General features: G+C 31.9%; 25 protein-coding genes. 19 read left to right on the top strand and 6 right to left on the bottom strand.

All coding sequences use genetic code 11. The annotated features are described in order from the left end of the window. Nucleotides 1–398 precede the first annotated feature (398 nt). The 4 genes from COJ46_RS07135 to COJ46_RS07120 all read right to left on the bottom strand — a co-directional run bounded on the left by COJ46_RS07135 (nucleotide 399) and on the right by COJ46_RS07120 (nucleotide 2,467). Nucleotides 399–935, bottom strand: a complete 537-nt coding sequence (locus COJ46_RS07135) for an SMI1/KNR4 family protein (protein ID WP_097975174.1) — start codon at nucleotides 933–935, stop codon at nucleotides 399–401. A 157-nt stretch (nucleotides 936–1,092) separates the two neighbouring features. Beyond that, on the bottom strand, nucleotides 1,093–1,725 hold the full coding sequence (locus COJ46_RS07130) for a hypothetical protein (RefSeq protein ID WP_097973587.1): 633 nt from the start codon (nucleotides 1,723–1,725) through the stop codon (nucleotides 1,093–1,095). A gap of 11 nt (nucleotides 1,726–1,736) precedes the next feature. Further along, complete coding sequence (locus COJ46_RS07125) at nucleotides 1,737–2,141, bottom strand: permease prefix domain 1-containing protein (RefSeq protein ID WP_097973585.1); 405 nt, start codon at nucleotides 2,139–2,141, stop codon at nucleotides 1,737–1,739. Next, nucleotides 2,138–2,467 (bottom strand): PadR family transcriptional regulator, encoded by a 330-nt coding sequence (locus tag COJ46_RS07120; RefSeq protein ID WP_097973583.1) that lies wholly within the window; start codon nucleotides 2,465–2,467, stop codon nucleotides 2,138–2,140. The genes COJ46_RS07125 and COJ46_RS07120 overlap by 4 nt, the downstream gene beginning before the upstream one ends. Before the next feature lie 237 nt (nucleotides 2,468–2,704). On the opposite strand from COJ46_RS07120, the gene COJ46_RS07115 reads away from it, so the two are divergent. From COJ46_RS07115 to COJ46_RS07105, 3 genes are all read left to right on the top strand, one after another. Further along, nucleotides 2,705–4,009: a phytoene desaturase family protein gene (locus COJ46_RS07115; RefSeq protein WP_097973582.1), complete on the top strand. Its 1,305-nt coding sequence runs from the start codon at nucleotides 2,705–2,707 to the stop codon at nucleotides 4,007–4,009. Between the two features lie 20 nt (nucleotides 4,010–4,029). Further along, nucleotides 4,030–4,902 carry an RNA polymerase sigma factor SigJ gene (gene sigJ / locus COJ46_RS07110; protein WP_097973580.1) on the top strand — a complete coding sequence of 291 codons (873 nt, stop codon included), beginning with the start codon at nucleotides 4,030–4,032 and terminating at the stop codon, nucleotides 4,900–4,902. A 293-nt stretch (nucleotides 4,903–5,195) separates the two neighbouring features. Continuing rightward, nucleotides 5,196–5,984 carry an EcsC family protein gene (locus COJ46_RS07105; RefSeq protein WP_098565806.1) on the top strand — a complete coding sequence of 263 codons (789 nt, stop codon included), beginning with the start codon at nucleotides 5,196–5,198 and terminating at the stop codon, nucleotides 5,982–5,984. 66 nt (nucleotides 5,985–6,050) lie between these two features. On the opposite strand, the gene COJ46_RS07100 is transcribed toward COJ46_RS07105, so the two are convergent. After that, a complete protein-coding gene (locus COJ46_RS07100) occupies nucleotides 6,051–6,707 on the bottom strand; it encodes a glycosyltransferase (protein ID WP_097973576.1) in 657 nt (218 codons plus the stop codon). Between the two features lie 278 nt (nucleotides 6,708–6,985). Here COJ46_RS07100 and COJ46_RS25235 point away from each other — a divergent pair, with 278 nt between their 5' ends. Both COJ46_RS25235 and COJ46_RS25230 read left to right on the top strand, forming a co-directional pair. After that, complete coding sequence (locus COJ46_RS25235) at nucleotides 6,986–7,396, top strand: VanZ family protein (RefSeq protein WP_098565805.1); 411 nt, start codon at nucleotides 6,986–6,988, stop codon at nucleotides 7,394–7,396. Continuing rightward, complete coding sequence (locus COJ46_RS25230) at nucleotides 7,378–7,485, top strand: hypothetical protein (RefSeq protein ID WP_141437750.1); 108 nt, start codon at nucleotides 7,378–7,380, stop codon at nucleotides 7,483–7,485. Before COJ46_RS25235 ends, COJ46_RS25230 begins: the two co-directional genes overlap by 19 nt. 32 nt (nucleotides 7,486–7,517) lie before the next feature. On the opposite strand, the gene COJ46_RS07090 is transcribed toward COJ46_RS25230, so the two are convergent. Beyond that, a complete protein-coding gene (locus COJ46_RS07090; protein WP_098565804.1) occupies nucleotides 7,518–8,228 on the bottom strand; it encodes a polysaccharide deacetylase family protein in 711 nt (236 codons plus the stop codon). A gap of 294 nt (nucleotides 8,229–8,522) precedes the next feature. Between COJ46_RS07090 and COJ46_RS07085 the strand changes: the two genes are divergently transcribed. The 14 genes from COJ46_RS07085 to uvrB all read left to right on the top strand — a co-directional run bounded on the left by COJ46_RS07085 (nucleotide 8,523) and on the right by uvrB (nucleotide 21,062). After that, entirely contained in the window at nucleotides 8,523–8,966 is a 444-nt protein-coding gene (locus COJ46_RS07085) for a MarR family winged helix-turn-helix transcriptional regulator (protein ID WP_097973571.1), read from the top strand. Nucleotides 8,967–8,986: 20 nt separating this feature from the next. Beyond that, nucleotides 8,987–9,928: a ring-cleaving dioxygenase gene (locus COJ46_RS07080; RefSeq protein WP_097973570.1), complete on the top strand. Its 942-nt coding sequence runs from the start codon at nucleotides 8,987–8,989 to the stop codon at nucleotides 9,926–9,928. Nucleotides 9,929–9,930: 2 nt separating this feature from the next. Then, the gene (locus COJ46_RS07075) at nucleotides 9,931–10,536 is read left to right on the top strand and encodes an alpha/beta hydrolase (protein WP_097973569.1); all 606 of its coding nucleotides are present in this window, start codon (nucleotides 9,931–9,933) and stop codon (nucleotides 10,534–10,536) included. A gap of 16 nt (nucleotides 10,537–10,552) precedes the next feature. Then, on the top strand, nucleotides 10,553–11,158 hold the full coding sequence (locus tag COJ46_RS07070; protein WP_098565843.1) for a flavin reductase family protein: 606 nt from the start codon (nucleotides 10,553–10,555) through the stop codon (nucleotides 11,156–11,158). Between the two features lie 166 nt (nucleotides 11,159–11,324). Then, on the top strand, nucleotides 11,325–13,703 hold the full coding sequence (locus COJ46_RS07065; RefSeq protein WP_098565803.1) for an Ig-like domain-containing protein: 2,379 nt from the start codon (nucleotides 11,325–11,327) through the stop codon (nucleotides 13,701–13,703). A gap of 132 nt (nucleotides 13,704–13,835) precedes the next feature. Further along, nucleotides 13,836–14,375 carry an RNA polymerase sigma factor SigY gene (sigY, locus tag COJ46_RS07060; RefSeq protein WP_097973566.1) on the top strand — a complete coding sequence of 180 codons (540 nt, stop codon included), beginning with the start codon at nucleotides 13,836–13,838 and terminating at the stop codon, nucleotides 14,373–14,375. After that, nucleotides 14,368–14,664 (top strand): DUF5345 family protein, encoded by a 297-nt coding sequence (locus COJ46_RS07055; protein ID WP_098565802.1) that lies wholly within the window; start codon nucleotides 14,368–14,370, stop codon nucleotides 14,662–14,664. Before sigY ends, COJ46_RS07055 begins: the two co-directional genes overlap by 8 nt. Before the next feature lies 1 nt (nucleotide 14,665). Beyond that, nucleotides 14,666–14,869, top strand: coding sequence for a transcriptional regulator (locus COJ46_RS07050; protein WP_286133408.1), 204 nt, complete (start codon nucleotides 14,666–14,668; stop codon nucleotides 14,867–14,869). 18 nt (nucleotides 14,870–14,887) lie between these two features. After that, nucleotides 14,888–15,385 carry a DUF1648 domain-containing protein gene (locus COJ46_RS07045; protein ID WP_098565801.1) on the top strand — a complete coding sequence of 166 codons (498 nt, stop codon included), beginning with the start codon at nucleotides 14,888–14,890 and terminating at the stop codon, nucleotides 15,383–15,385. Between the two features lie 203 nt (nucleotides 15,386–15,588). After that, nucleotides 15,589–15,981: a GntR family transcriptional regulator gene (locus COJ46_RS07040; RefSeq protein ID WP_025568295.1), complete on the top strand. Its 393-nt coding sequence runs from the start codon at nucleotides 15,589–15,591 to the stop codon at nucleotides 15,979–15,981. After that, the gene (locus COJ46_RS07035; protein ID WP_098232005.1) at nucleotides 15,982–16,671 is read left to right on the top strand and encodes an ABC transporter ATP-binding protein; all 690 of its coding nucleotides are present in this window, start codon (nucleotides 15,982–15,984) and stop codon (nucleotides 16,669–16,671) included. It abuts the gene before it with no gap. Further along, nucleotides 16,668–17,510, top strand: coding sequence for a hypothetical protein (locus COJ46_RS07030; protein WP_098565800.1), 843 nt, complete (start codon nucleotides 16,668–16,670; stop codon nucleotides 17,508–17,510). The genes COJ46_RS07035 and COJ46_RS07030 overlap by 4 nt, the downstream gene beginning before the upstream one ends. A gap of 13 nt (nucleotides 17,511–17,523) precedes the next feature. Next, on the top strand, nucleotides 17,524–18,792 hold the full coding sequence (locus COJ46_RS07025) for a hypothetical protein (protein ID WP_097973558.1): 1,269 nt from the start codon (nucleotides 17,524–17,526) through the stop codon (nucleotides 18,790–18,792). 284 nt (nucleotides 18,793–19,076) lie between these two features. Next, nucleotides 19,077–21,062, top strand: a complete 1,986-nt coding sequence (gene uvrB / locus COJ46_RS07020; RefSeq protein ID WP_097973556.1) for an excinuclease ABC subunit UvrB — start codon at nucleotides 19,077–19,079, stop codon at nucleotides 21,060–21,062. Nucleotides 21,063–21,076 lie beyond the last annotated feature (14 nt).

Below are 21,076 nucleotides of genomic sequence, written 5' to 3'. Positions count from 1 at the left end.
TACTTATCTAAAAACTTATTTAATGATATAAGCTAGATTTTAAATTTATAAGAGAAGTAAATAGCCTCGTTTCATCTTATTCAATAGAGGAAAGGCTGTTACAGTAATCACTTGATAGACAAACTGTGTTATTAACCATTTTTAATTATGCATAGGTTATACTTGTCTCTTCTATCCTTCTGATACAAATAACCTGCAAGTAACACAATAAAAAAAATGCTGCAATTAAGCAGCTAATCTTATTCAACTATCCTGAAAATTACTTTTTTCATTCATTTGATGGTGCTACATTATTGTGGCATGAAGGTCTACTATGGAAGTAAGATATAACCTTCCATTCACTGTGGTGAATCTGAGGGTTCATGGTTGGCTAACGCACTGCGTTAGTTGTATAAGTTTTATTTTTCATTATTCAATTCCTTTAAAAATTCAGGATCTATCCAAACTTCTTCTACTTCATATTCATCTAAATCATCTGCATCTGTATTATCTTCTTGTATCATATTTAGAAATTTATTAAAAGATGTTGTAATTAAATAAAGGTGATTTAATTGCATTTCACCTTCTTCAACCATTAATTCTTCTTCATGATCCCAGAAATAAACGTAACCATACTTTTCTTTGTTTAAATTTAAGCAAATAATATTACCACCTATATCACCAGCAATTGGTACGCACCCTTCTGGAATTCTTCCTTTGAATGTTTTATAGCACATCAATATGTCTTCATAAGACTCTAAATCTGTTCCGAAAAAAGAAGATAAAATAAAATCAGGTGCTTCTTCGGAGATAACTTTATTAAGTGATGGAGTTCCCCCGTTATATTTTTCTAAAAACTCTATAAATTCGTTCGGAAATGAAAGACATAAATCACTTTCTAACTGATCAGTACGCTTTTTATTAAATTTATTGGAATTTGGCTTAATCGTTATCAAATTATCATCTCCAATCTAATTTAATACTATTTTATCAGTTATTCTTATTCAACTAAACTGCCATTTTGTTGAATAAGAAATCAACAATCTACTTTAACAGAGCCTTTATTTATAAAAATAAAATGGACCCCATAGTTTGAAGTCCACAAATTATTGCCTATATTTGTTTCTTTTTATAACCATAAAAATACATACTTAGAGGCCACCATATAACTGCAAAAATTGGATATACAGCCCAAATTGTATCTGGGGATGAAATGATATTTACAATGATAAAGAAAAGACTAATTAGTATGCTAGCTGTAAACGAAAATGCTACAAACGATTTTCTATTCGCATGATAAATGGATAATGGCCACCAAATAATTGCAAATGCCGGATAAATGACCCAAGGATAATCTGGAGAAGCGATAAAATTCAAAAAACCATAGTATGCGATCGTAATGATACTGCCAAGAAGAGCAATCGGTAATGTTCTAGCATTCTTACCTAAATGCATGAGAATTGGCCAACTAATAATTGGAAAGGCTGCATAGAAAAACCAAAGATAATCAGGTGAGTGAATTAAGTTCTCCGTTAACAAGAAAGCTAGGAGTACGATACTACTAAAGAGTGAGAATTGCTTCATCGACCTTTTTCCAATGAAATATAAACTTATTGGCCAAAATAAAATGAAAAAACATGGGTAAATAAACCAAATCGTGCTAGGAGATGTAATAAAATTAACGAGCATAAAAAAGACCATCGTCATAATACAGCCTGCAGTTGCAAAACCGATATAATTTTTCACTGATCTTCACCTCACTTTTTACGTTGCCAGTAGAAATACATTGAAAGAGGCCACCATAATAGACCAAAAGTTGGATACACAAACCATATAGTCTGTGGAGTGTAGTAAAAATTAATAAATAAGAAGAAAGCGATTAGTAAGCCACTGCCCCAAATTGAATAAGATAAATTTAGTTTTGCAAAGTTTGCTTTCTTGCTATCTGTTTTTTTAACACCAAGTTCTCTCTTTAATTCCTCAATGTCCCCAAATTCTACAATTGCTTTGTTTATAGCATCTTCTTCTTCCTTACCATTTTCCATTAAAAACATGACTTTTTCTTCTAAGTTCTGAATGATCTCTTGTTTAACTATTTCAGATTGTTCAGTTTTAGGAACATCTTTAAATAGTTCTTCAATATGATTTCTAATTTTTTTCATTCTATCTCCTCCATGAATAAATCAATAATTTCTTTTACTTCTTGCCATTCTTTTACTAATTCACTTAAATATGCTTTACCTAATGAAGTAATTTTGTAATATTTTCTTTTTCCACCGTGTGTAATATCGCCAAAATAAGCTTCCACTAATTCTTTTTTTTCTAAGCGCTGAAATACAGCGTATAATGTTGCTTCTTTTATTTGAAACCGATTGTCTGTCCGTAATCCAATTTCTTGAGAAATCTCATATCCATAGCGATCTTTCTCAGAAATAAGTTTTAATATGATTGAGTCAAGATGCCCGCGTATGATGTCACTTCTAACCATAATTCACCTATTCACCTTCTGTAATATTATTCTATCTGATAGAGTAATATTAACAATTATTACTCTATCTGTCAAAGTAATTTTATGTGATTCATTTTTTGACTATTCGACAGAAGTGAAATAAGCCCGTCCGAAGCCTAAAAAATTATTTTTCTTAGACCTGCTCTACTATATGTCACATTTTTTGTATTTCATTCGTCTTAATTAGTGAAGAAAAAGAAAGGGAGAGATAATATTATGAACTTAAATCAAATAGATGGTCATCAAAAATGGGATGTTACTGTATTAGGTGGTGGTATTGCTGGGTTAACTGCAGCGATTTACTTAGCTCAAGCAGGTAAGAAAGTACTTCTATTGGATAAAGCATCTAAATTAGGTGGAAGAGGTATTTCGAATACAATTGGCGATGCACATTTAAATCTTGGAGCTCACGCATTATATACAAACTGTATCGAAATTTTAAATGAAGTAGGTGTTAATGTATCTGGTAATCTTCCAAAATTGAGTGGTGCATTTATTCTTGGAGATCAATCTAATCAAATGAAAATAATCGGTGCATTTAATTTATTTTTAGGTAATCATTTAAAATGGAAAGAAAAAATGGAATTTATTCGATTTTACCGACATATTCGTAAAATGGATTTGGATGAAATCAATCATATTAGTTTAGAAGAATATTTAAATAGTAAAGTAACAAGTGGTCGTGTAAAGAATTTAATTTTAGCCTTTATACGCGTATCTACATTTACTAGTAATTCTGAAATAATAAGTGCCGGAGTGGCAATAGGTCAGCTTCGTAGTGCGAAAGTATTGTATATAGACGAAGGATGGCAATCAATTGTTAACGACCTAATCAAAAAGGCGAATCAACTTGGTGTTACAATTCAAAATAGTACAGTAGTATCTAAAATTACTGGCTCTTATCCAAACATAAATCTTATCTTGAAAAATGATACTAGAATCAACACCAGCTGTTTGTTATCGACAATTAATCCGAATGATTTAGTTAAGTTAATAGATGAGCCAATTTCAGATTCATTTTTACAAAGATGTAATCAAATGATTCCGGTAAAAGCTGCATGCCTGGACCTTGTCATGAAAGGTTTACCAAATCCAAAACTCAACTTTGCTTTAGGTGTTGATCAACCATGGTATTTTTCAAATCATTCATCAGTAGCTAAATTATCGAATAAAGAAGGCGAAATAGTAGTTCATCTAATGAAATATTTAAACTCGGTCAACGAAACAGATTCTGCAAAAGATGAGGAAGAACTAGAAGGTTTGCTTGATGTACTTCAACCAGGTTGGAGAGACTATGTAATTTCACGACGCTATCTTCCTAATCTTATAGTTTCTAACGACATAAAAAAGCCATTTCATAAATTGGATAATCATTTATCAAATAGTGATATTGGCTTGGAAGGCATTTATATTGCAGGAGACTGGGTAGGGGAGACAGAACTTCTATTAAATGCATCTCTAACAAGTGTTAAAAATGCTACTAAACTAATAAATGAGAAGCTTGAACTTCAACTAATTTAAAATAGAGGAGAAGATACTTCATGGAAGTAGACTATCTATATTCTCAATATAAGCCACTTTTATTTTCAATCGGATATAGTATGCTAGGATCGGTTGAGGATTCGGAGGATTTGGTACAGGATACTTTTCTCACAGTTCAAAAGATGAATCAGTCCATCACAAAAGAAGAGCCGGATAATATAAAGTCATTCTTATGTAAAATAATGACAAATCGTTGCTTGGATTTATTAAAATCCTCAAAAAAAAAGCGCGAAGTATATATAGGACCTTGGCTTCCGGAACCAATTGTTCAAAAATTACCTGATGATCCAATGGAAAAGATGATTTTAGATGAAACGATAACCTATGCATTTTTAGTTTTACTTGAACAGTTAAATCCAACCGAAAGAGCAGTATTTGTATTACGTGAAGCCTTTCAGTTTGACTTCCGTACAATCGCAACTATTTTAAATAAGACCGAATTGAATTGCCGTAAAATATTCAGCAGACTTAAGCGCAAAGTCCAAAGTAAGGATGTAGTTGAAAAACGAAATCTAAATCAAGAGCTAGCCATTGCAAAACGATTTATTGAAGCTGCGGAAACAGGTAATTTAGATATACTAATATCACTTTTAACAGAAGATATCGTACTTATTACAGATGCCGGTGGCAAAACGAAGGCTGCTCTTCGTCCAATCAATCTACAGAAAAATGTTATTGCATTCCTTGTTGGTGTAAGGAAGAAAATTAACTCTCCATCCGAAACTGAAATTGTTTTGATCAATAATCAAATTGGTTTAATTGTTAAAAGTGAAGGCGAAGAGCCAACCGTAATTTGTTTTGAAATAGAAGGAGACCGTTATCGAAGTATTTATATGCTTCGAAATCCTGAAAAAATAAGATTTTTTAGTTGAGTACTAGGAACATTTTAAACATTAGAACAGGGGGTCCCACTTTTTATGGGATTCCTTGTTTTTATATAAGCAGGAAAAAAGAGATTTAGTAACTCATAAGGTGTTCATGAGTAAGTAAAACAGCAAAAAGAAGAGATTTAGTAACTCATAAGATATTCATGAGTAAGAAAGATGAAATATCTTAACTCATAAAGGGCTTATGGGATAGCCCCTTTTTATTTTTGGTTTTTTTCACAAAAAGCTTTATAGTTTTAGTAGTTACTATGTTTAGATTAAAAATTTTAGGAGTGTTTATGGAAACGAAAGAGTATCTAATAACGCAGCTTAATGAAATTGAAAAATGGGAAAATGATCAGAAAAGCGTATTTTTTTGGGAGAAAATCGGTAGAATTCCATTTATGATCTTGGATAAAATTACACCTAAGTTCATTCACGATAAGATCGGAATTATTTTAGATGAGCTATCTAAGTATGTGAATGCTGGTGGTCAATATTTAGTTAGTGTTCCTTCAACTCTAACTAGGATGGGTAAGGAGCTTTCTATTGAAGAACTAACCGAAATTGAAATGGTCAATCAACTTAGTCTTGAGCAAATGGATCGTGTTTCGAATGATTTTATTGCTAGTCGTAAACAATTTGCAAAGGTCCAAGGAGCGACAACAGGTTTTGGTGGAATGTTTACAATTGCGATCGATATCCCAATCTTATTAGGACTTACATTAAAGACACTTCAAGAAATAGCAATTTCTTATGGTTATGATCCAAATGATCAAATGGAGAGAGTATTCATTATTAAATGCTTACAATTTACATCTGCTGATATAGTCGGTAAAAAGGCGATATTAGAAGAATTAACAAATATTGAAGGAAAAAAAGCCTTTTCTCAAATTGAAGGTTGGAGAGAAGTTTTTTATACATATCGTGATAACATGGGATGGAAAAAGCTATTTCAGATGGTTCCAATTGCAGGTTTAATATTTGGTGCATATGTAAATAAACAAGCAATTGAAGATGTTGGCGAGGCTGGTAGAATGCTTTATAAAAAAAGACGGATCATGGAAAGATTGCATGATTTAAAATAAGCAGAAAAAAGATGAATTTAGTTTAGCGCTAAATTCATCTTTTTTGTTAATTAATCAAACGTTTGTTTAAGATTTAAATTTATTCGGGAATTGCTTAATAATGCCTGAAGAAATTGTATCAGCTATAGGGATCATATGTTGAAGACCAACATCAAATGCTTTTACATTTCCGTCCCAGTCCATTTTTATTCTAGTTACAGCTTCATTAGTTACCATTTTTAAATGTGTATATAGTAAGTCTTTTAAAGCTTGATTTGTCCAATTTGGATTTGCTTTACTTAAAAGTGCTGCAATATCATCTGCATTTTTAAACCAAGTGTCGTTCAATGTTTTTAAAGTTGCCATATCGTTTGCTTTCGCAGCATCAATAATCTTACCAGCGATTACAATGTGGTCGGTAAGTAATTTAGCAAGTTGATCTCCAGCGGCAGCACCATAATATGGTTTAATTGCATTCCCAATATCTTGTTGATTTCTTAAGAGTCTTGCAAGTACTACATCCTTATCTGGCATTCCAGCAACAGCACTAACAATATACTTACTAGTCCATATTAAATGATCCATCCAAAGCTTTCTCATATCTGCTTTGAAATTACATGCCGAGTTACTTATGCATCTTCCATGAGCTCGTGTATCTACTTGCTCTGCACTGGATTTAATAGGGGATAAAACAAGTGCAAAACATAAAAATAGAGATGTAAATTTTAGTAATTGTTTCTTCATCTAGATGTCTCCTTTGAAATGTTTTCAAAATGTACCAGTATTATTTTGGATTTTTTTTCAAGTAATATTCAAAGTTTTTACATTTAGTTCATTTGTATATGGAAAACATCAAAAATGATTAGATGGGCTATATAAAAAATAGTAATTTTGATATAGTATATTATCTGTTGGAAAAAAATGTAAAATCACTTCGGGAGTGTTACATATTCCTTGGAAGGTGAAAGCATTGTTAAATTATTTATATCCTAGTATCTTTATCATGACTTTAATCATTTTATATTTCGGTTATAGATTCTCTACTAAAATATTTATATTGGATAATCTTTGGAATCTACATTACTTGTCTCGTGGATTTTACTTTATTCCCATTTCCTTATCAGAACTATCTAATTCAAGTCATGATTGAGGATCACCTGGGATATACAAATAATTTTGTCCCTTTTAAAGTAGTTGTAGATTCAATAAGATATGGATCTTTTTCAATTGCTCTAAAGCAAGTTGGCGGAAAAATTCTCTTATTTATGTCATTAGGATTTGCTTTGCAAGTTCTTTATCCGAAGATCATGAAAAGTAAAACGATATTAGTTGGTTTTACTATAAGTTTAGGGATTGAAATAATCCAAGGAACCACACTGGATTTTTTCTTGGATATAATTATCGATCATGCGACATTGATGATTTATTATTAAATACATTTGGCACTGTGTTAGGAGTCGTAGTCTTTAGTTTAAGTATTAAATTATCTATTAAACCAGGACTATTAGAAGAAAATCGTTAATCAATAGATACAAAAAGACAAGGAGCATGATGCTACTTGTCTTTTTGTAATTTTTGGAGCTCTTTCACTGTCACAAATTTATATCCATCTTTCGATAATAAATCCAATATCCCCTTAATCGTTGCTAATTCTTTTCCAGTTTTATCATACATCGGATGAATTAAAATAATTGAGCCTGATTTAATATTGTTCTTTACATAGTTTATTTTGTCTTGAGGATTTGTGTAAAAAGTATCTGGCTCTAAATTCCATGTAATCGTTTCTCGGTTATGTTTATGCATGTAATACGGTAAGCCGAATAGTTTTTTCCCATTTGGTGGACGGAACTCAATTTCCCCTGTATAGCCAGCTTTTCGAATTAGTTTATCTGTCTTTTCAATTTCATTTTTGATAAATGAAGGTGATTTTAGTACCATTCTGTCATGAGAATAAGTATGGTTTCCAACCTGTTGTCCTGCATCCACTATTTTTTTAGCTTCTTCTGGATTCTTTTCAATTTCATTCCCGATTAGAAAAAATGTAGCTTTTGCATTGTATTGATCTAAAAGTGGTAGAATCTCATCTACTTTTTTAGTTGGCCCATCATCAAACGTTAAAGCAACTACTTTTTGGTTAGTGTGTACTTCATTTGTTAATCCCCCAAAAAGCTGAAAAGATCTTGCATTCATTAGCTTGTACAATCCAAATAAGATAAGAAACAAAATTAGAATACTTGCACTTATTTTCAGTAGTCTTTTTTTCATCTATTTTACCTGTCTTTCTAGTTATTGAAAATTAAACATAATTATATCATCACTAATTAAAAAAGAATAAAAGAAGGAAATTAAAGGGAATTTAAGACTGTTGAAAGAAATAATGAAAGAGGAAAGATTGCGGGCGAGGAGACGTAGGAGTCGCCACAAAGAGTTATCCTAAAGTGGAGATCATCGTTCTTTTCTTTTATTGAAAACAGGTTTTTATTTACTTCAAACAATCTACTTGCAAAGTTATCAGTTTAGCATTAAATTGATAACAAGATCGATCAAAGAGGTGCATAAATGTTAAATAGTCATAATGAAGCTTCTGCAAACAAATCAAAAAATTTAGCAGTATTACTTTGGTTTCGATTAGCTCGTTTTTATCTTAAAAATGTTAGAGAATCAAATAATCAATTGAAAAAATGGGGTCTGACGACTGCTCAATTTGATGTAATTGTCCATGTGGGGAGAAATAAGCGTCTTACTCAGCAAGAATTAGCCGATAAATTAGTTGTTACAAAAGGAAATGTGACTCATCTATTAAAGAAAATGGAAGAGCTTCAGTGGATTAAAAGAGAAGTAGAATGGAAAAACAAATATCTCTCTTTAACAGAGATAGGTCAAAAAATGTATGAAGAAATCGTACCTTCACAAGATGAGTTTCAACAAGCTCAATTCAGCAAATTAACGGAAGAAGAGCAATTACAATTACTTACTTTATTAAGGAAATTAAATAAAAAATGAATTAGAACGGAGGAAAGGTTATGGAGAAAATGAAAGGCATACATCATATCACTGCGATAGTTGGAGATCCGCAAGAAAATATGGATTTTTACGTTGGGATTTTAGGTTTACGCTTTGTGAAAAAAACAATTAATTTTGATGATCCAGGTACGTATCACTTTTATTTTGGAGACGAAACTGCAAAACCAGGGACGATCATGACTTTTTTCCCTTGGGCAAATGCATATAGAGGAAAAGTAGGAAGTGGGCAAGTAGGAATCACAACATTCTTAATCCCAACTAACTCAATGGAATTTTGGGAAAACCGTTTAGCATCTTTTAAAATTCAAACAAAAAAAGTAAGTCGATTTGGTGAAACATTTCTTCAATTTGAAGACTTTCATGGCTTACAGCTTGAATTAGTAGAAAGGGAAGCTGGCCAGGAAAATACTTGGGAATTTAATGGTGTTACAAAGGATGTAGCAATAAAAGGGTTTGGTGGTGCAGTTTTATATTCTGGAGCACCAAATAAAACAGCTGAACTGTTGGAAAACGTAATGGAATTAGAATGTTTAGGTCAAGAGGGTAACTATTTACGTTTTAAAGCTGCTAGTGATATCGGAAATATTATAGACATTGAATTAGCAGCAGTAGGAAGAGGAGCTATGGGCGTAGGAACTGTTCATCATATTGCTTGGAGAGCAAGTAATGATGAAGAACATGTAAAATGGCAACATAAATTATATGATAATCATTATGGAGTTACTGAAGTAAAAGATCGAAATTATTTTAACGCAATTTATTTTCGTGAAAATGGTGGGTTATTATTTGAAATTGCAACTGATCCACCAGGATTTATGATTGATGAGGATATAGAACATTTAGGAGAACAGTTAATGCTACCAAAGTGGCAGGAACCACATCGTGAAATAATAGAAAATCACTTGCAACCAATTGTTGTTAGAGAAGTGAAAGGAGAATGACGATGAAACACGTATTTAATAGAGGAAGTAATCCATCGAAGCCAACATTTTTATTATTACATGGTACAGGTGGGAATGAACTTGATCTATTACCAATTGCAGGTATGATCGATGATGAAGCTTCTGTATTATCAGTAAGAGGAAATGTAAGTGAAAATGGAATGCCACGTTTTTTTAAGCGATTAGCTGAAGGTGTATTTGATATGGAAGATTTAGTTTTCCGTACAAAAGAATTAAAAGAATTTATTGAATCAGCGTCCGCGGAACATGGATTTGATCCAAACAATATGATCGCAATTGGTTATTCAAACGGTGCAAACATTGCTGGAAGTCTACTATTCCATTATGAAAATGTATTTAATGGCGCAATGCTGTTGCATCCAATGGTACCGATTCGTGATTTAGAATTGCCAAATATGAAAGATGTGTCAGTTTTCATTGGAGCAGGCAAAAATGATCCAATCTGTTTACCACAAGAAACAGAAGAATTAGCATCATTATTAGAGGGTGCCGGTGCAAAAGTCGTTACTCATTGGGAAAACATGGGGCATAGCCTAACAAGATCGGAAATTGAAGCAGCAACAGTTTGGTACGAAAATAACTTTTAAGGAGCAAGCAATAATGATGAAATCTTTTTCTCCAGCAGATTTAAGTGATCGTGATAATTATAAGTTCTTAATTGGTAGTATTATTCCAAGACCAATTGCTTTTGTTACAACTGAATCAAACGAGAATGTAGTAAATGGTGCACCATTTAGCTATTTCAACATCGTAACGGCTAATCCACCTATGATTTCTGTATCTGTTCAGCGACAAAATGGTAAACAAAAAGATACAGCTAGAAATGCGATAGAGAAAAAAGAGTTCGTCGTTCATATCGTTGATGAATCGAATGTTGAAGCGATTAATAAAACAGCAGCTGCATTGCCACCTACTGAAAGTGAAATTGAATTAGCAGGCTTAACACCAGTAGAAAGCGTAATGGTTTCAGTTCCAGGTGTGAAAGAGTCAAAAATTCGAATGGAATGTATTTTAGAACAGGCAATTCCATTAGGAAAAGATAATGAGGCTTGCGACTTATTAATAGGCAAGGTTGTTTATTTTCATATAGAAGATGAAATTTATGAAAATGGACGTATAGATGCAGATGGCTTAAAAGCAGTTAGCCGTTTAGCAGGGAATGACTATGCTAAAGTTGGGGAAATGTTTACGATTGATCGTCCTAAATAATATTTTAATCTGATTATCATTTTTTAGGATTTTGTTTACACATTGAAGTGAGGGGATGATTCCCTTCACTTTTTTATTGCATTAGATATCACAAATTGAACTATTTAGAATATAATTAAAGTTGTTATAATTTTATTAATAAATTTTTAAATAGTGGAGGAATTGAATGAGAACGCGTTTTTTTTCATTATTAGTAATAATACTCTTGCTTGTTTCGAGTATAATGACAAGCCCATCAATTAAAAACGTACAGGCAGCAAGTGCTCCGATAGAAATAGGGTTTAATCCATTTGACTCTGCTATAGATCCAAATAAGCCTGTAGTTTACCTAACAAAACTCGGGAGTAAAACGATTTACGCAGTAAACTACGAAACTAGTGAAATTAAGACATTGGATTTACCTAACCCTTCAGAACATATAGAGATTTATAAAGATAAATTATATGTAACTCAATTAAAGATGAATCATCATCCATATAATAGAAGTCCTTACACTGGAGGAATAGCAGAAGTTGATACGCAAGATTTTTCACTAATAGGGATGATTGATATTGATATCGATCCATATGATATAGCAATTGACAATGATGGTTATATTTACGTATCACCAGGTTCAGGTCAACTTCAAAGTTTGAAGGTGTACTCTTCTATCGATAAAAAGGAAGTAGTGAGTTCTTTTTCACCAAGTATAGATACACAGTCAAATCTTTATTTTGATTCTAAGGATTCGAAATTATATTCATTGTGTACGTTATATTCTCCAATTGACATTCATGCCTTTGAAATAAATAAGGGGAATATTGTAAGCTCCTATGATTCACCATATCATGGGGACTATGAGCTAAGTAAAGATGCGAAAATTTCCCCAAGTGGGCTATTTTATATAAGTACTGGAAATGTATTTGAACTTGCTCCATTAAAATCAGGGGATATGCAATATGTATTTAAATTAGGTGAAAATTATACTGATTATGCATTTAATGAGAATGAAAAACTGACTTTTGCAGCAAGTAATAAAAGTGGAATTGATGTATATAAAGGCAAGTCTAATGAATATCTCTATTCAATTAAAAATGATGTGAAAGTTGAAAAGTTACTTTATAATAATGGTTTGCTTGCTATTTATAAAAATGATGAAAAATATTATTTAGAGTTTATTCAAAACTATGGTCCAGAACCACTTGAATTAAAAGACAGCATTTATCATTTTACAAATGATGCTACAAGACCATTTTTTGATGGGGTGGATAGTATCCCTACTTTTGGTTATATTGAGCTTAAATTTAATCAATCGATTTTTCTTGATAATAATACGAGGATCAGCCTTGTAGGTCCAAAGGGACTAGTTAGTATCCATACTTATGCAGATAAAAAAGGGAAGCTAACTATTCAATCACAACCAAACGACCTAGAGCCTATTACATCCTATAAATTAATAATTGATAATAGTGCAATTTCTGGCTATCTTGGTAATAAGTTAAATAATCCTATTACAATGAATTTTCGAACAGAAGCTCCTTCTATGAGCAATCATATAGAATTTGATAGTACAAATGCTCCATCAGAATATAGTTTTACAGTAAAAACAAGTGGAGGATTTGAGCCTGAATACATGTTTCTCAGTTTAGATTATGGAGAATGGAAGGTTGTCCAAGATTATAGTTCTAATCCAACTTTAAAATGGTATTCAAATAATGTTATAGGCAATCATCGGTTTAAAGTACTAATTAAAAATGGTAATTCAATTAAACAATACGATGCTTCAATTGAATTTGAACAAATAATAGACCCAATTATTCCACAACTAACAATAAAGGCTGGTACAACAAAACCAATTAAAACAGATTTAACTATATTTTTTACTGCTATTGATAATATGGGAATTAAATATATAAGAATGCCTAATGGGGAAATAATTAAAGGTTCAGACATACTATATGGATCGGATGTTCCCTATTTAATTACTAAAAACGGTACTTATTATTTTAAAGCAGAAGATCTTGCTGGAAATATAGTGACAAAATCTATTACCATCTCAAATATTTATAAAACGCCACCTGCAATGCCAGGTGTGAACGAGGTGTGGAATTCTCACACTTCAATAAAAGGGAAGACGATAGCGAATTATACTGTTACGGCATTTGTTAACAACAAAATGATTGGGTCGGCTAAATCATCAAGTACTGGTTCTTTTACAATTACAATTCCTAGACAGAGTGCTGGTACAAAAATCTCTGTAATTGTTACAGATCCAGCTGGTAATAAGAGTAGTGCAAGAGTTGTTACAGTTTTGGATAGAATCCCACCAGCTATACCTGTAATGAATAAAGTAACTTCTAAAACAACTACCATTACTGGTAAGACCGAAAAATATGCAACTGTTTATGTTTACAATGGAAGTAAATATTTAAATAAAGGTACAGCAAACTCAAGTGGATATTATAAAATAAGTATTAAAACACAGACAAAGGGTTCCACTTTAAAATTTTATGCTACTGACCAAGCTAAAAATAAAAGTAAATTAGGAAGTGTAAAAGTATATTAATTTGAAAAAATGATCCTATCCAATCTTGGGTAGGATTTTTTTATTTAAAAAATGAACGATTTGCAGAACCTAATCGTATAACAAATGAAAACTAAATAACTATTGAATAAGTTAGCTAGGAAGGAGGAAGAAATGGCTGAATTAGATGAATTAGAAATTATAAAGTATGCTCAGCAAGGTGACCAAGATGCATTTGCTAAACTTTTTCAAATCCATTATTCCTTTTTATATAAATACGTTTTAAAGATGACGTTAAATCAACAAACAGCAGAAGACTTAGTGCAGGACACGATGCTGAAAGGTTATGACAATATAAAGAAATACAACGGCCAATCCAAATTTTCAACTTGGCTAATTACAATCGCTACTAGACTTTATTTAGATCAACAAAGAAAGAAAAAGCGTGAATGGTTTTGGCAAAAAAATGAGTCCGTAGAATTATCACGTTCCTTAAATTGGAAGTTGGCTTATAAAGGGTTTGAGTGGAGTGATATTATGGAGGGTTTTGAAAAGCTAAAGTCGGAAGTACGAGCGGCCATATTATTAAAGCATTACTACGGCTATACGAACGAAGAAATTGGAAATATGATGGGAATTCGAGAAGGAACGGTTAAATCGAGAATTCATAATGGAATGAAGGAATTAAGAAAGGAGTTAATGCAAGATGGATAAAGAAGAAATTGTTAAAGCATTTAAGCAGTTTGATGAATTAACGAATGTACATGAACCTTCAATCAGTGCAATTACAGAAAAACTTAATGTTCATCAGGAAAAAAAGAAAACCATTAATCTTAAAGAACTAATCGTATTCATTTGTGTAGCATGCAGTCTATTCATCGGGGCACTTCTTATGGCATTAGAGGCACCAGTAAGCATTGTTATTATTCAAGGTTTAGGCTTTATTGTTCTACCAATTATTTTTAAACGAGATAAAAAGAAAATTGAAAGTGAGTTGATCTAAAGTGGAATGGACAACAGAAAATATTATCATATTAGTTTTAGTCTTTACAATTTTAATAACTCAAAGTATCACACTTTTTACAAAGGCTAAAAAGAGAAATCGTTCAGCTTGGTTATGGGGGCTGTTAGGAATGATTCAATTCCCTTGGCCTAGTGTATTCTTTTACTTTTTAGTTGTTCGAAAAGATCGAAAAAAACTAAATTAAGAAAGTGAGTGGTTTGGGATGGAAATCAAACCAGCGTTAAATATAAAAGAGACAACATTTCAAAAATGGATAAATGGGATTTCGCTACTTATAACCGTTTTATCTGGAGCTTATTTAATGATGACTTATCATAAGCTACCAAGTGAAATACCAATGCATTTTAATGTGAATGGAGATATCGATAATTGGGGCCCGAAATGGACAATTTTCATTATATGGGGGTTTGGGCTTATTCTTTATTTCGTCAATTCTAGCCTTCAGACAATTCCTCAAAAATATAATTATATCGTAAAAATTACAAAAGAAAATGCAGAGAAACAATACAAATTAGTGTTACAAATGATGTCATTTTTAAAGCTAGAACTCATGATTATAATTGCATACCTTATCTGGGTAGTTGTACAAAATTCACAAGGAACGATGGATCAACTGAATATTTTTGTTATGGTAGGATTTGTAATTTGTTTATTTAGTACACTGATTGTGTATATGATTAGATCAAGAAAATATCGATAGTGTAGAAATACTAGACTAATTGGAACGGTTCAATTAGATCTAGTATTTTTAATTTTATGTTTGACAATTTCAGTGTATTACCTGTATAGTACACGTATAAGGTGTATTAATCGAGTAATACGCAGAGTTATGTATTAAGTGTATGAACTAGGTAGTACACACACATGCTAATTAAATTGTATTAAGAACGAGGAGGTGGATTGATGGAATTTATAGTGAATAACCGTGAACCCGTTTATTTACAGGTCGTTAGGCATTTTAAACAACAAATTGCCAAAAGACTATTAGAAGCTGGTCAAGAAATACCATCAAGAAGAGAATTAGCTGTTCAATTTAATATAAATCCAAATACTGTACAAAAAGCATACAAGGAAATGGAGGAACAAGGATTGATTACGACTGAACGAAATTTCCCTAGTAAGATTACGACTGATATAAAAGTGTTAAATGGTGTACGAAATGAATTAATTATGGAAGCTGTAAATGAATTTGTCGATTCAATTAAAGTAATAAATGTTCCGGTTGAAGAGTTACTTACAATGGTGAAACAAAACTATGAACAAAAGATAAAAGAAGAAGGGAAAGGAGAGGCTTAAATGATCCAAGTAAAGAATGTTTCAAAAAAATATGGCCGTAAAAATGTTTTACGTGATATTTCTTTCACAGCAAATAAAGGAGAAATCACTTGTTTAATTGGTATAAATGGTGTTGGTAAGTCTACTACGATGAAGGCAATTATGGGGATTACGCCAATCGATCGCGGTGAAATATTAATAGATGATAAGAAAATGAATCATACAATGTACGAAAATATCACGTTTATTCCAGATACACTTACAATGCTACCTAGTTTTACAGTTGGAGAAGCAATGCAGTTTATGAAGGATTTTTATGTGAATTGGAATCCAGAGCGTGCAAAAGAATTACTTGGATTTTTCCGTTTAAAAGAAGATGAAAAACTTGGTGAGCTTTCAAAAGGTAATGCTGCAAAAGCCAATTTACTTTTTGGTTTAGGACTAGATGTTGATTATGTTCTAATGGATGAACCTTTTTCTGGTATCGATATGTTTAGTAGAGAACAAATTGCAAAAGTTTTTACGAGTCACTTAATTGAGGATCGAGGCGTGATTATAACAACGCATGAAATTAGTGATATTGAGCATTTAATCGATAAGGTCGTTTTATTAGATAACGGCGAAATTCTAAAAGAGTTTTATACAGAAGAAATACGATTAGAAGAAGGTAAATCAGTTATGGATGTAATGAGAGAGGTGTATCAATCGTGAATCGTTATTTAAAACTAGTTAATTTTGAAGTTAATCGATTTTTTAAATTATATATAGGGTTACTTATTATTGTAGCTATTTCACAGTTTGTGAGTTTGTTTTTAGTAAAGTCTTCTTATATGAGCACAGCGAATGATGCAAATTACGCAAGCTCTATGAAAGCAACGGAAGAATTCATTGCATCAAATGGATTGCTAAACTTTAATCATGTTGCTAATCATCCATTATTTATTGGTCCAATTGTTATATGTATAGCATTAATGATGTTCTATGTATTTATCATTTGGTACAGAGATTATTTTGGGAAAAATACATTTATTTACCGTTTATTTATGCTTCCAACTTCAAGAATGACAATTTATTTTGCTAAAGCGACTACGATCTTAATAATGGTGCTGGGTTTACTGGCTTTTCAACTAATACTTTTACCAATTGAAATAAATGTATTTCAACAAATCGTGCCGAGCGAACTTTTAGGAAAAATGAATACAGTAGATCTTGTTATGGGTCCTACTATTTTTCAAATGATTTTACCAAGTAATTTTGTTGATTTTATTTTTAGATATCTTATTGGAATGGGCTTAGTGTTTACTCTTTTCACATTCATTCTATTAGAACGTAGTTACCGTTGGAAAGGTATATTATTTGGGATTTTATACGCTATGGCGATTGTAGTTTTAATTCTTATACCAGAGATTATTCAATCTTACGTTTTTGGAAATGATTTCTCATTTTATCCAAGCGAAGTGATTTATATGGAAATAGGTCTTTTTACAATCATCATTACAGGTTCAATCTTATTTAGTAAATATTTATTAAAAAACAAAGTATCGGTGTAAGGAGGAGTTTAGAATGAAGCGATATCGTAATTTGGCAGTAATAGCCGTTGTCACAACAATCAGTCTAGGTACGTTTTTTACGAAAGTAGCAATGTCAGAAAGTAAGTTGCCTAAATTTTACTTAAAGACTGAAAATGGAGATACGAAATACGTTAAAAATTTAGTTCTTAGCGGTGGATACGGTCAGGATGGAGGTAGGGGCTTAAGTATCACTACTGCCGGAAGTGAATATAAAGATACTAATTCAATTCTTAGTGAACTTGATAGTGAATACTATGATTTAAAGAAATTAAATGATTTAAAAAAGAAAGAAAGAAACTTTATGCGCGGAAAAATTTCTTCTTCTCAATTTTATATCGATAAAGATTTTGCATGGCATGCTGAAGTAAAAGGTGGAAAAATGGGTGGTACTTATGAACACCAAAATAATCATTTTAAAATGTATATAGATGGCCTTGATCTTCAAAATAAAGATCGTTATACATTTAAAATTGATATCCCAGGTGAAGAAAACTACTCGTATATAGATGTTGAGGATGTACAATTAATTGGTAAAGATTTAGTTGTCACTACTTATCAAAATAAAACGATAGATAATAATACAAAATCAGATGTAAATGTCGATCAAACTGAATTAGTTATGTATCGAATTAATGTAAACCAAAAGAAAATTGTTGATCGTAAAGTGATTAATAAATCATCCAATGACCAAAAGACACACACTCATACTGAATTACAAAATACGATATCAGAATCAGATCAAACGATTCCTTCTAAATTCAGTGTCTACAAAAAGTCAAAACTAAAGGATACAGTTCAAACGAATGGAGAAACAACAACTGAAGAAATTAGTAATGAAGTATTCGTATTTAATTTAGAAACCGATAAAGAAGAACCTTTAAATTTATCGAATGAACAAAAAGAACAATTGAAGCAGAGTAATGTAATCATTGATAAAGATAACTTGTATTTTATAACGAACGGTGATAAAAATCTTTCAGTATTAAAGTATAACCTTAACAATAAAAAAGTTGAAGGTGTACCAGTACTTGCTTCTAAAATTAATGGTAATAATCTTTCAAATTATAAAATCATTGACGGAAAACTGTACGCAATTACGAATAATGTAGAAGGTCCAGAAAAAAGCAATAAAGAATTCAGTATTATTGACTTAGCAAATGGACAAAGTGTTTTCGAAGGTAAGATAGAAGTAAAGAATAGTAAAGAAAATGCTAGTAAAGCATTAAAAAAATTACAGATATATGATTTTAAGGTTGAATAAGTAGGGCAGGAAAAAGAAAAGAGAGGGGTTATAGGAAAAGATTTTATGAAAGTTATAAAATCTTTTCCTACTCCTTCTTCTTTCTTTATTCCTGTTCTTTTTTTACCTCATCCTTCACTTAAGGAATGTACGTTCTAGTTTAATTACTTGAATTCGTACTTAAACATCGATATTATGTAAAGATGATTATTTTTTAAAGTACGTTTGTTCTGTTTTTGATTGATTTTTAAAATTTTGTGGTAAAATAGAAGGATAGGTATGTTTTGGAAATGGAGGCGGGGAAGATGGAGCAGAATTTCGAGGTAGTTTCTAATTATTCACCTCAAGGTGACCAGCCAAATGCGATTAAGCAGTTAGTTGATGGGGTTAAAAATGGTAAAGAGCATCAAGTTTTATTAGGTGCAACAGGTACGGGAAAAACGTTTACCATTTCAAATGTAATTAAAGAAGTAGGAAAACCAACATTAGTATTTGCTCACAATAAAACATTAGCAGGGCAATTATATAGTGAATTAAAAGAGTTTTTTCCAAATAATGCAGTTGAGTATTTCGTTAGTTACTATGATTATTTTCAGCCAGAAGCTTATGTACCTCAAACGGATACTTATATTGAAAAAGATTCAAGTATTAATGATGAAATTGATAAGTTACGTCACTCTGCAACTTCTTCCCTTTTTGAACGTAAGGATGTCATTATTGTAGCGAGTGTTTCTTGTATTTACGGTTTAGGTTCTCCGGAAGAATATCGTGAATTAGTTTGTTCTCTTCGTATTGGAATGGAAATTAGTAGAGACGACCTATTACATAAATTAGTAGATATTCAGTATGCGCGTAATGATATTGACTTCTCACGTGGTACATTCCGAGTTCGTGGTGATGTTGTTGAAATATTCCCAGCATCACGTGATGAGCACTGTATTCGTGTGGAATTTTTTGGTGATGAAATTGAGAGAATTAGAGAAGTGGATGCATTAACAGGCGAAATTTTAGGTGACCGTGAACACGTTGCAATTTTCCCGGCTTCCCACTTCGTTACACGTGAAGAAAAAATGAAAATTGCCATTAAAAATATTGAAGTTGAGTTAGAAGAACGTTTAAAGGAAATGAGAGATAACGGTAAGTTGCTAGAAGCTCAAAGGCTTGAGCAGCGAACTAGATATGATTTAGAAATGATGAACGAGATGGGATTTTGTTCAGGAATTGAAAACTATTCCCGTCATCTAACGCTGAGACCACCAGGTTCTACGCCTTATACATTATTAGATTATTTTCCAGAAGATTTTTTAATGGTGATTGACGAGTCACATGTTACAGTTCCGCAAATCCGAGGAATGTTTAACGGTGACCAAGCTCGAAAACAAGTATTAGTAGATCATGGATTCCGTCTGCCTTCTGCTTTGGATAATCGACCTTTAAAATTTGCAGAGTTTGTGGAAAAAGTGCAACAAACTATATACGTAACTGCGACACCTGGACCTTATGAGCTAGAACTGTGTCCTGAGAAGGTAGAGCAAATTATTCGTCCAACAGGTCTACTAGATCCAACGATCGATGTTCGTCCGATTGAAGGTCAAATTGATGATCTAATCGATGAAGTTCGTAATCGTATTGCTAAAAATGAGAGAGTACTAATTACTACTCTAACAAAGAAAATGTCTGAAGACTTAACGGATTATTTGAAAGAAATCGGTATTAAGGTTAACTATTTGCATTCTGAAATTAAAACGCTTGAACGAATTGAAATTATTCGTGATCTTCGTTTAGGTAAATATGATGTGTTAATTGGTATTAACCTTTTACGAGAAGGAATAGATATTCCTGAAGTTTCATTAGTTGTCATTTTAGATGCAGATAAAGAAGGATTTTTACGATCTGAACGTTCATTAATCCAAACAATTGGTCGAGCTGCAAGGAATTCAAATGGTCATGTTATTATGTATGCTGATAAAATGACAAATTCGATGGATATTGCGATTAATGAAACAAAACGTCGTCGTGAGATTCAGGAAGAATATAACAAAAAACATGGAATTACTCCTAAAACAATTATTAAGCAAGTACGTGATGTGATTCGTGCTACTTCTGTAGCTGAAGAAGAAGAAGTTTATGAAAACGGCATTAGTGCTAAATATAAGAAAATGAACAAAAAAGAACGTCATTTATTTATTCAATCAATTGAAATGGAAATGAAGGACGCAGCGAAGGCGCTTGATTTTGAACGAGCAACAGAACTTCGTGACTTAATATTAGAATTGAAGTCTGAGAGGTGAAGAACTTGAAAAGT

The organism is Bacillus sp. AFS077874 (assembly GCF_002566505.1).
Taxonomy (GTDB): domain Bacteria; phylum Bacillota; class Bacilli; order Bacillales; family Bacillaceae_G; genus Gottfriedia.
Note: the sequence above shows the minus strand (reverse complement) of the source record. Positions and strands in the feature narration are given on the sequence as shown.

What these genes read in the sequence shown, in the direction of transcription:
- COJ46_RS07125 (WP_097973585.1), bottom strand. Translation starts at nt 2,141, where the DNA reads ATGAAAAAAATTAGAAATCATATTGAAGAACTATTTAAAGATGTTCCT.
- COJ46_RS07080 (WP_097973570.1), top strand. Translation starts at nt 8,987, where the DNA reads ATGGAGAAAATGAAAGGCATACATCATATCACTGCGATAGTTGGAGAT.
- COJ46_RS07055 (WP_098565802.1), top strand. Translation starts at nt 14,368, where the DNA reads ATGGATAAAGAAGAAATTGTTAAAGCATTTAAGCAGTTTGATGAATTA.
- COJ46_RS07115 (WP_097973582.1), top strand. Translation starts at nt 2,705, where the DNA reads ATGAACTTAAATCAAATAGATGGTCATCAAAAATGGGATGTTACTGTA.
- sigY (WP_097973566.1), top strand. Translation starts at nt 13,836, where the DNA reads ATGGCTGAATTAGATGAATTAGAAATTATAAAGTATGCTCAGCAAGGT.
- COJ46_RS07040 (WP_025568295.1), top strand. Translation starts at nt 15,589, where the DNA reads ATGGAATTTATAGTGAATAACCGTGAACCCGTTTATTTACAGGTCGTT.
- COJ46_RS07065 (WP_098565803.1), top strand. Translation starts at nt 11,325, where the DNA reads ATGAGAACGCGTTTTTTTTCATTATTAGTAATAATACTCTTGCTTGTT.
- COJ46_RS07085 (WP_097973571.1), top strand. Translation starts at nt 8,523, where the DNA reads ATGTTAAATAGTCATAATGAAGCTTCTGCAAACAAATCAAAAAATTTA.
- uvrB (WP_097973556.1), top strand. Translation starts at nt 19,077, where the DNA reads ATGGAGCAGAATTTCGAGGTAGTTTCTAATTATTCACCTCAAGGTGAC.
- COJ46_RS07025 (WP_097973558.1), top strand. Translation starts at nt 17,524, where the DNA reads ATGAAGCGATATCGTAATTTGGCAGTAATAGCCGTTGTCACAACAATC.
- COJ46_RS07120 (WP_097973583.1), bottom strand. Translation starts at nt 2,467, where the DNA reads ATGGTTAGAAGTGACATCATACGCGGGCATCTTGACTCAATCATATTA.
- COJ46_RS07045 (WP_098565801.1), top strand. Translation starts at nt 14,888, where the DNA reads ATGGAAATCAAACCAGCGTTAAATATAAAAGAGACAACATTTCAAAAA.
- COJ46_RS07035 (WP_098232005.1), top strand. Translation starts at nt 15,982, where the DNA reads ATGATCCAAGTAAAGAATGTTTCAAAAAAATATGGCCGTAAAAATGTT.
- COJ46_RS07070 (WP_098565843.1), top strand. Translation starts at nt 10,553, where the DNA reads ATGAAATCTTTTTCTCCAGCAGATTTAAGTGATCGTGATAATTATAAG.
- sigJ (WP_097973580.1), top strand. Translation starts at nt 4,030, where the DNA reads ATGGAAGTAGACTATCTATATTCTCAATATAAGCCACTTTTATTTTCA.
- COJ46_RS07090 (WP_098565804.1), bottom strand. Translation starts at nt 8,228, where the DNA reads ATGAAAAAAAGACTACTGAAAATAAGTGCAAGTATTCTAATTTTGTTT.
- COJ46_RS07105 (WP_098565806.1), top strand. Translation starts at nt 5,196, where the DNA reads ATGGAAACGAAAGAGTATCTAATAACGCAGCTTAATGAAATTGAAAAA.
- COJ46_RS07100 (WP_097973576.1), bottom strand. Translation starts at nt 6,707, where the DNA reads ATGAAGAAACAATTACTAAAATTTACATCTCTATTTTTATGTTTTGCA.
- COJ46_RS07075 (WP_097973569.1), top strand. Translation starts at nt 9,931, where the DNA reads ATGAAACACGTATTTAATAGAGGAAGTAATCCATCGAAGCCAACATTT.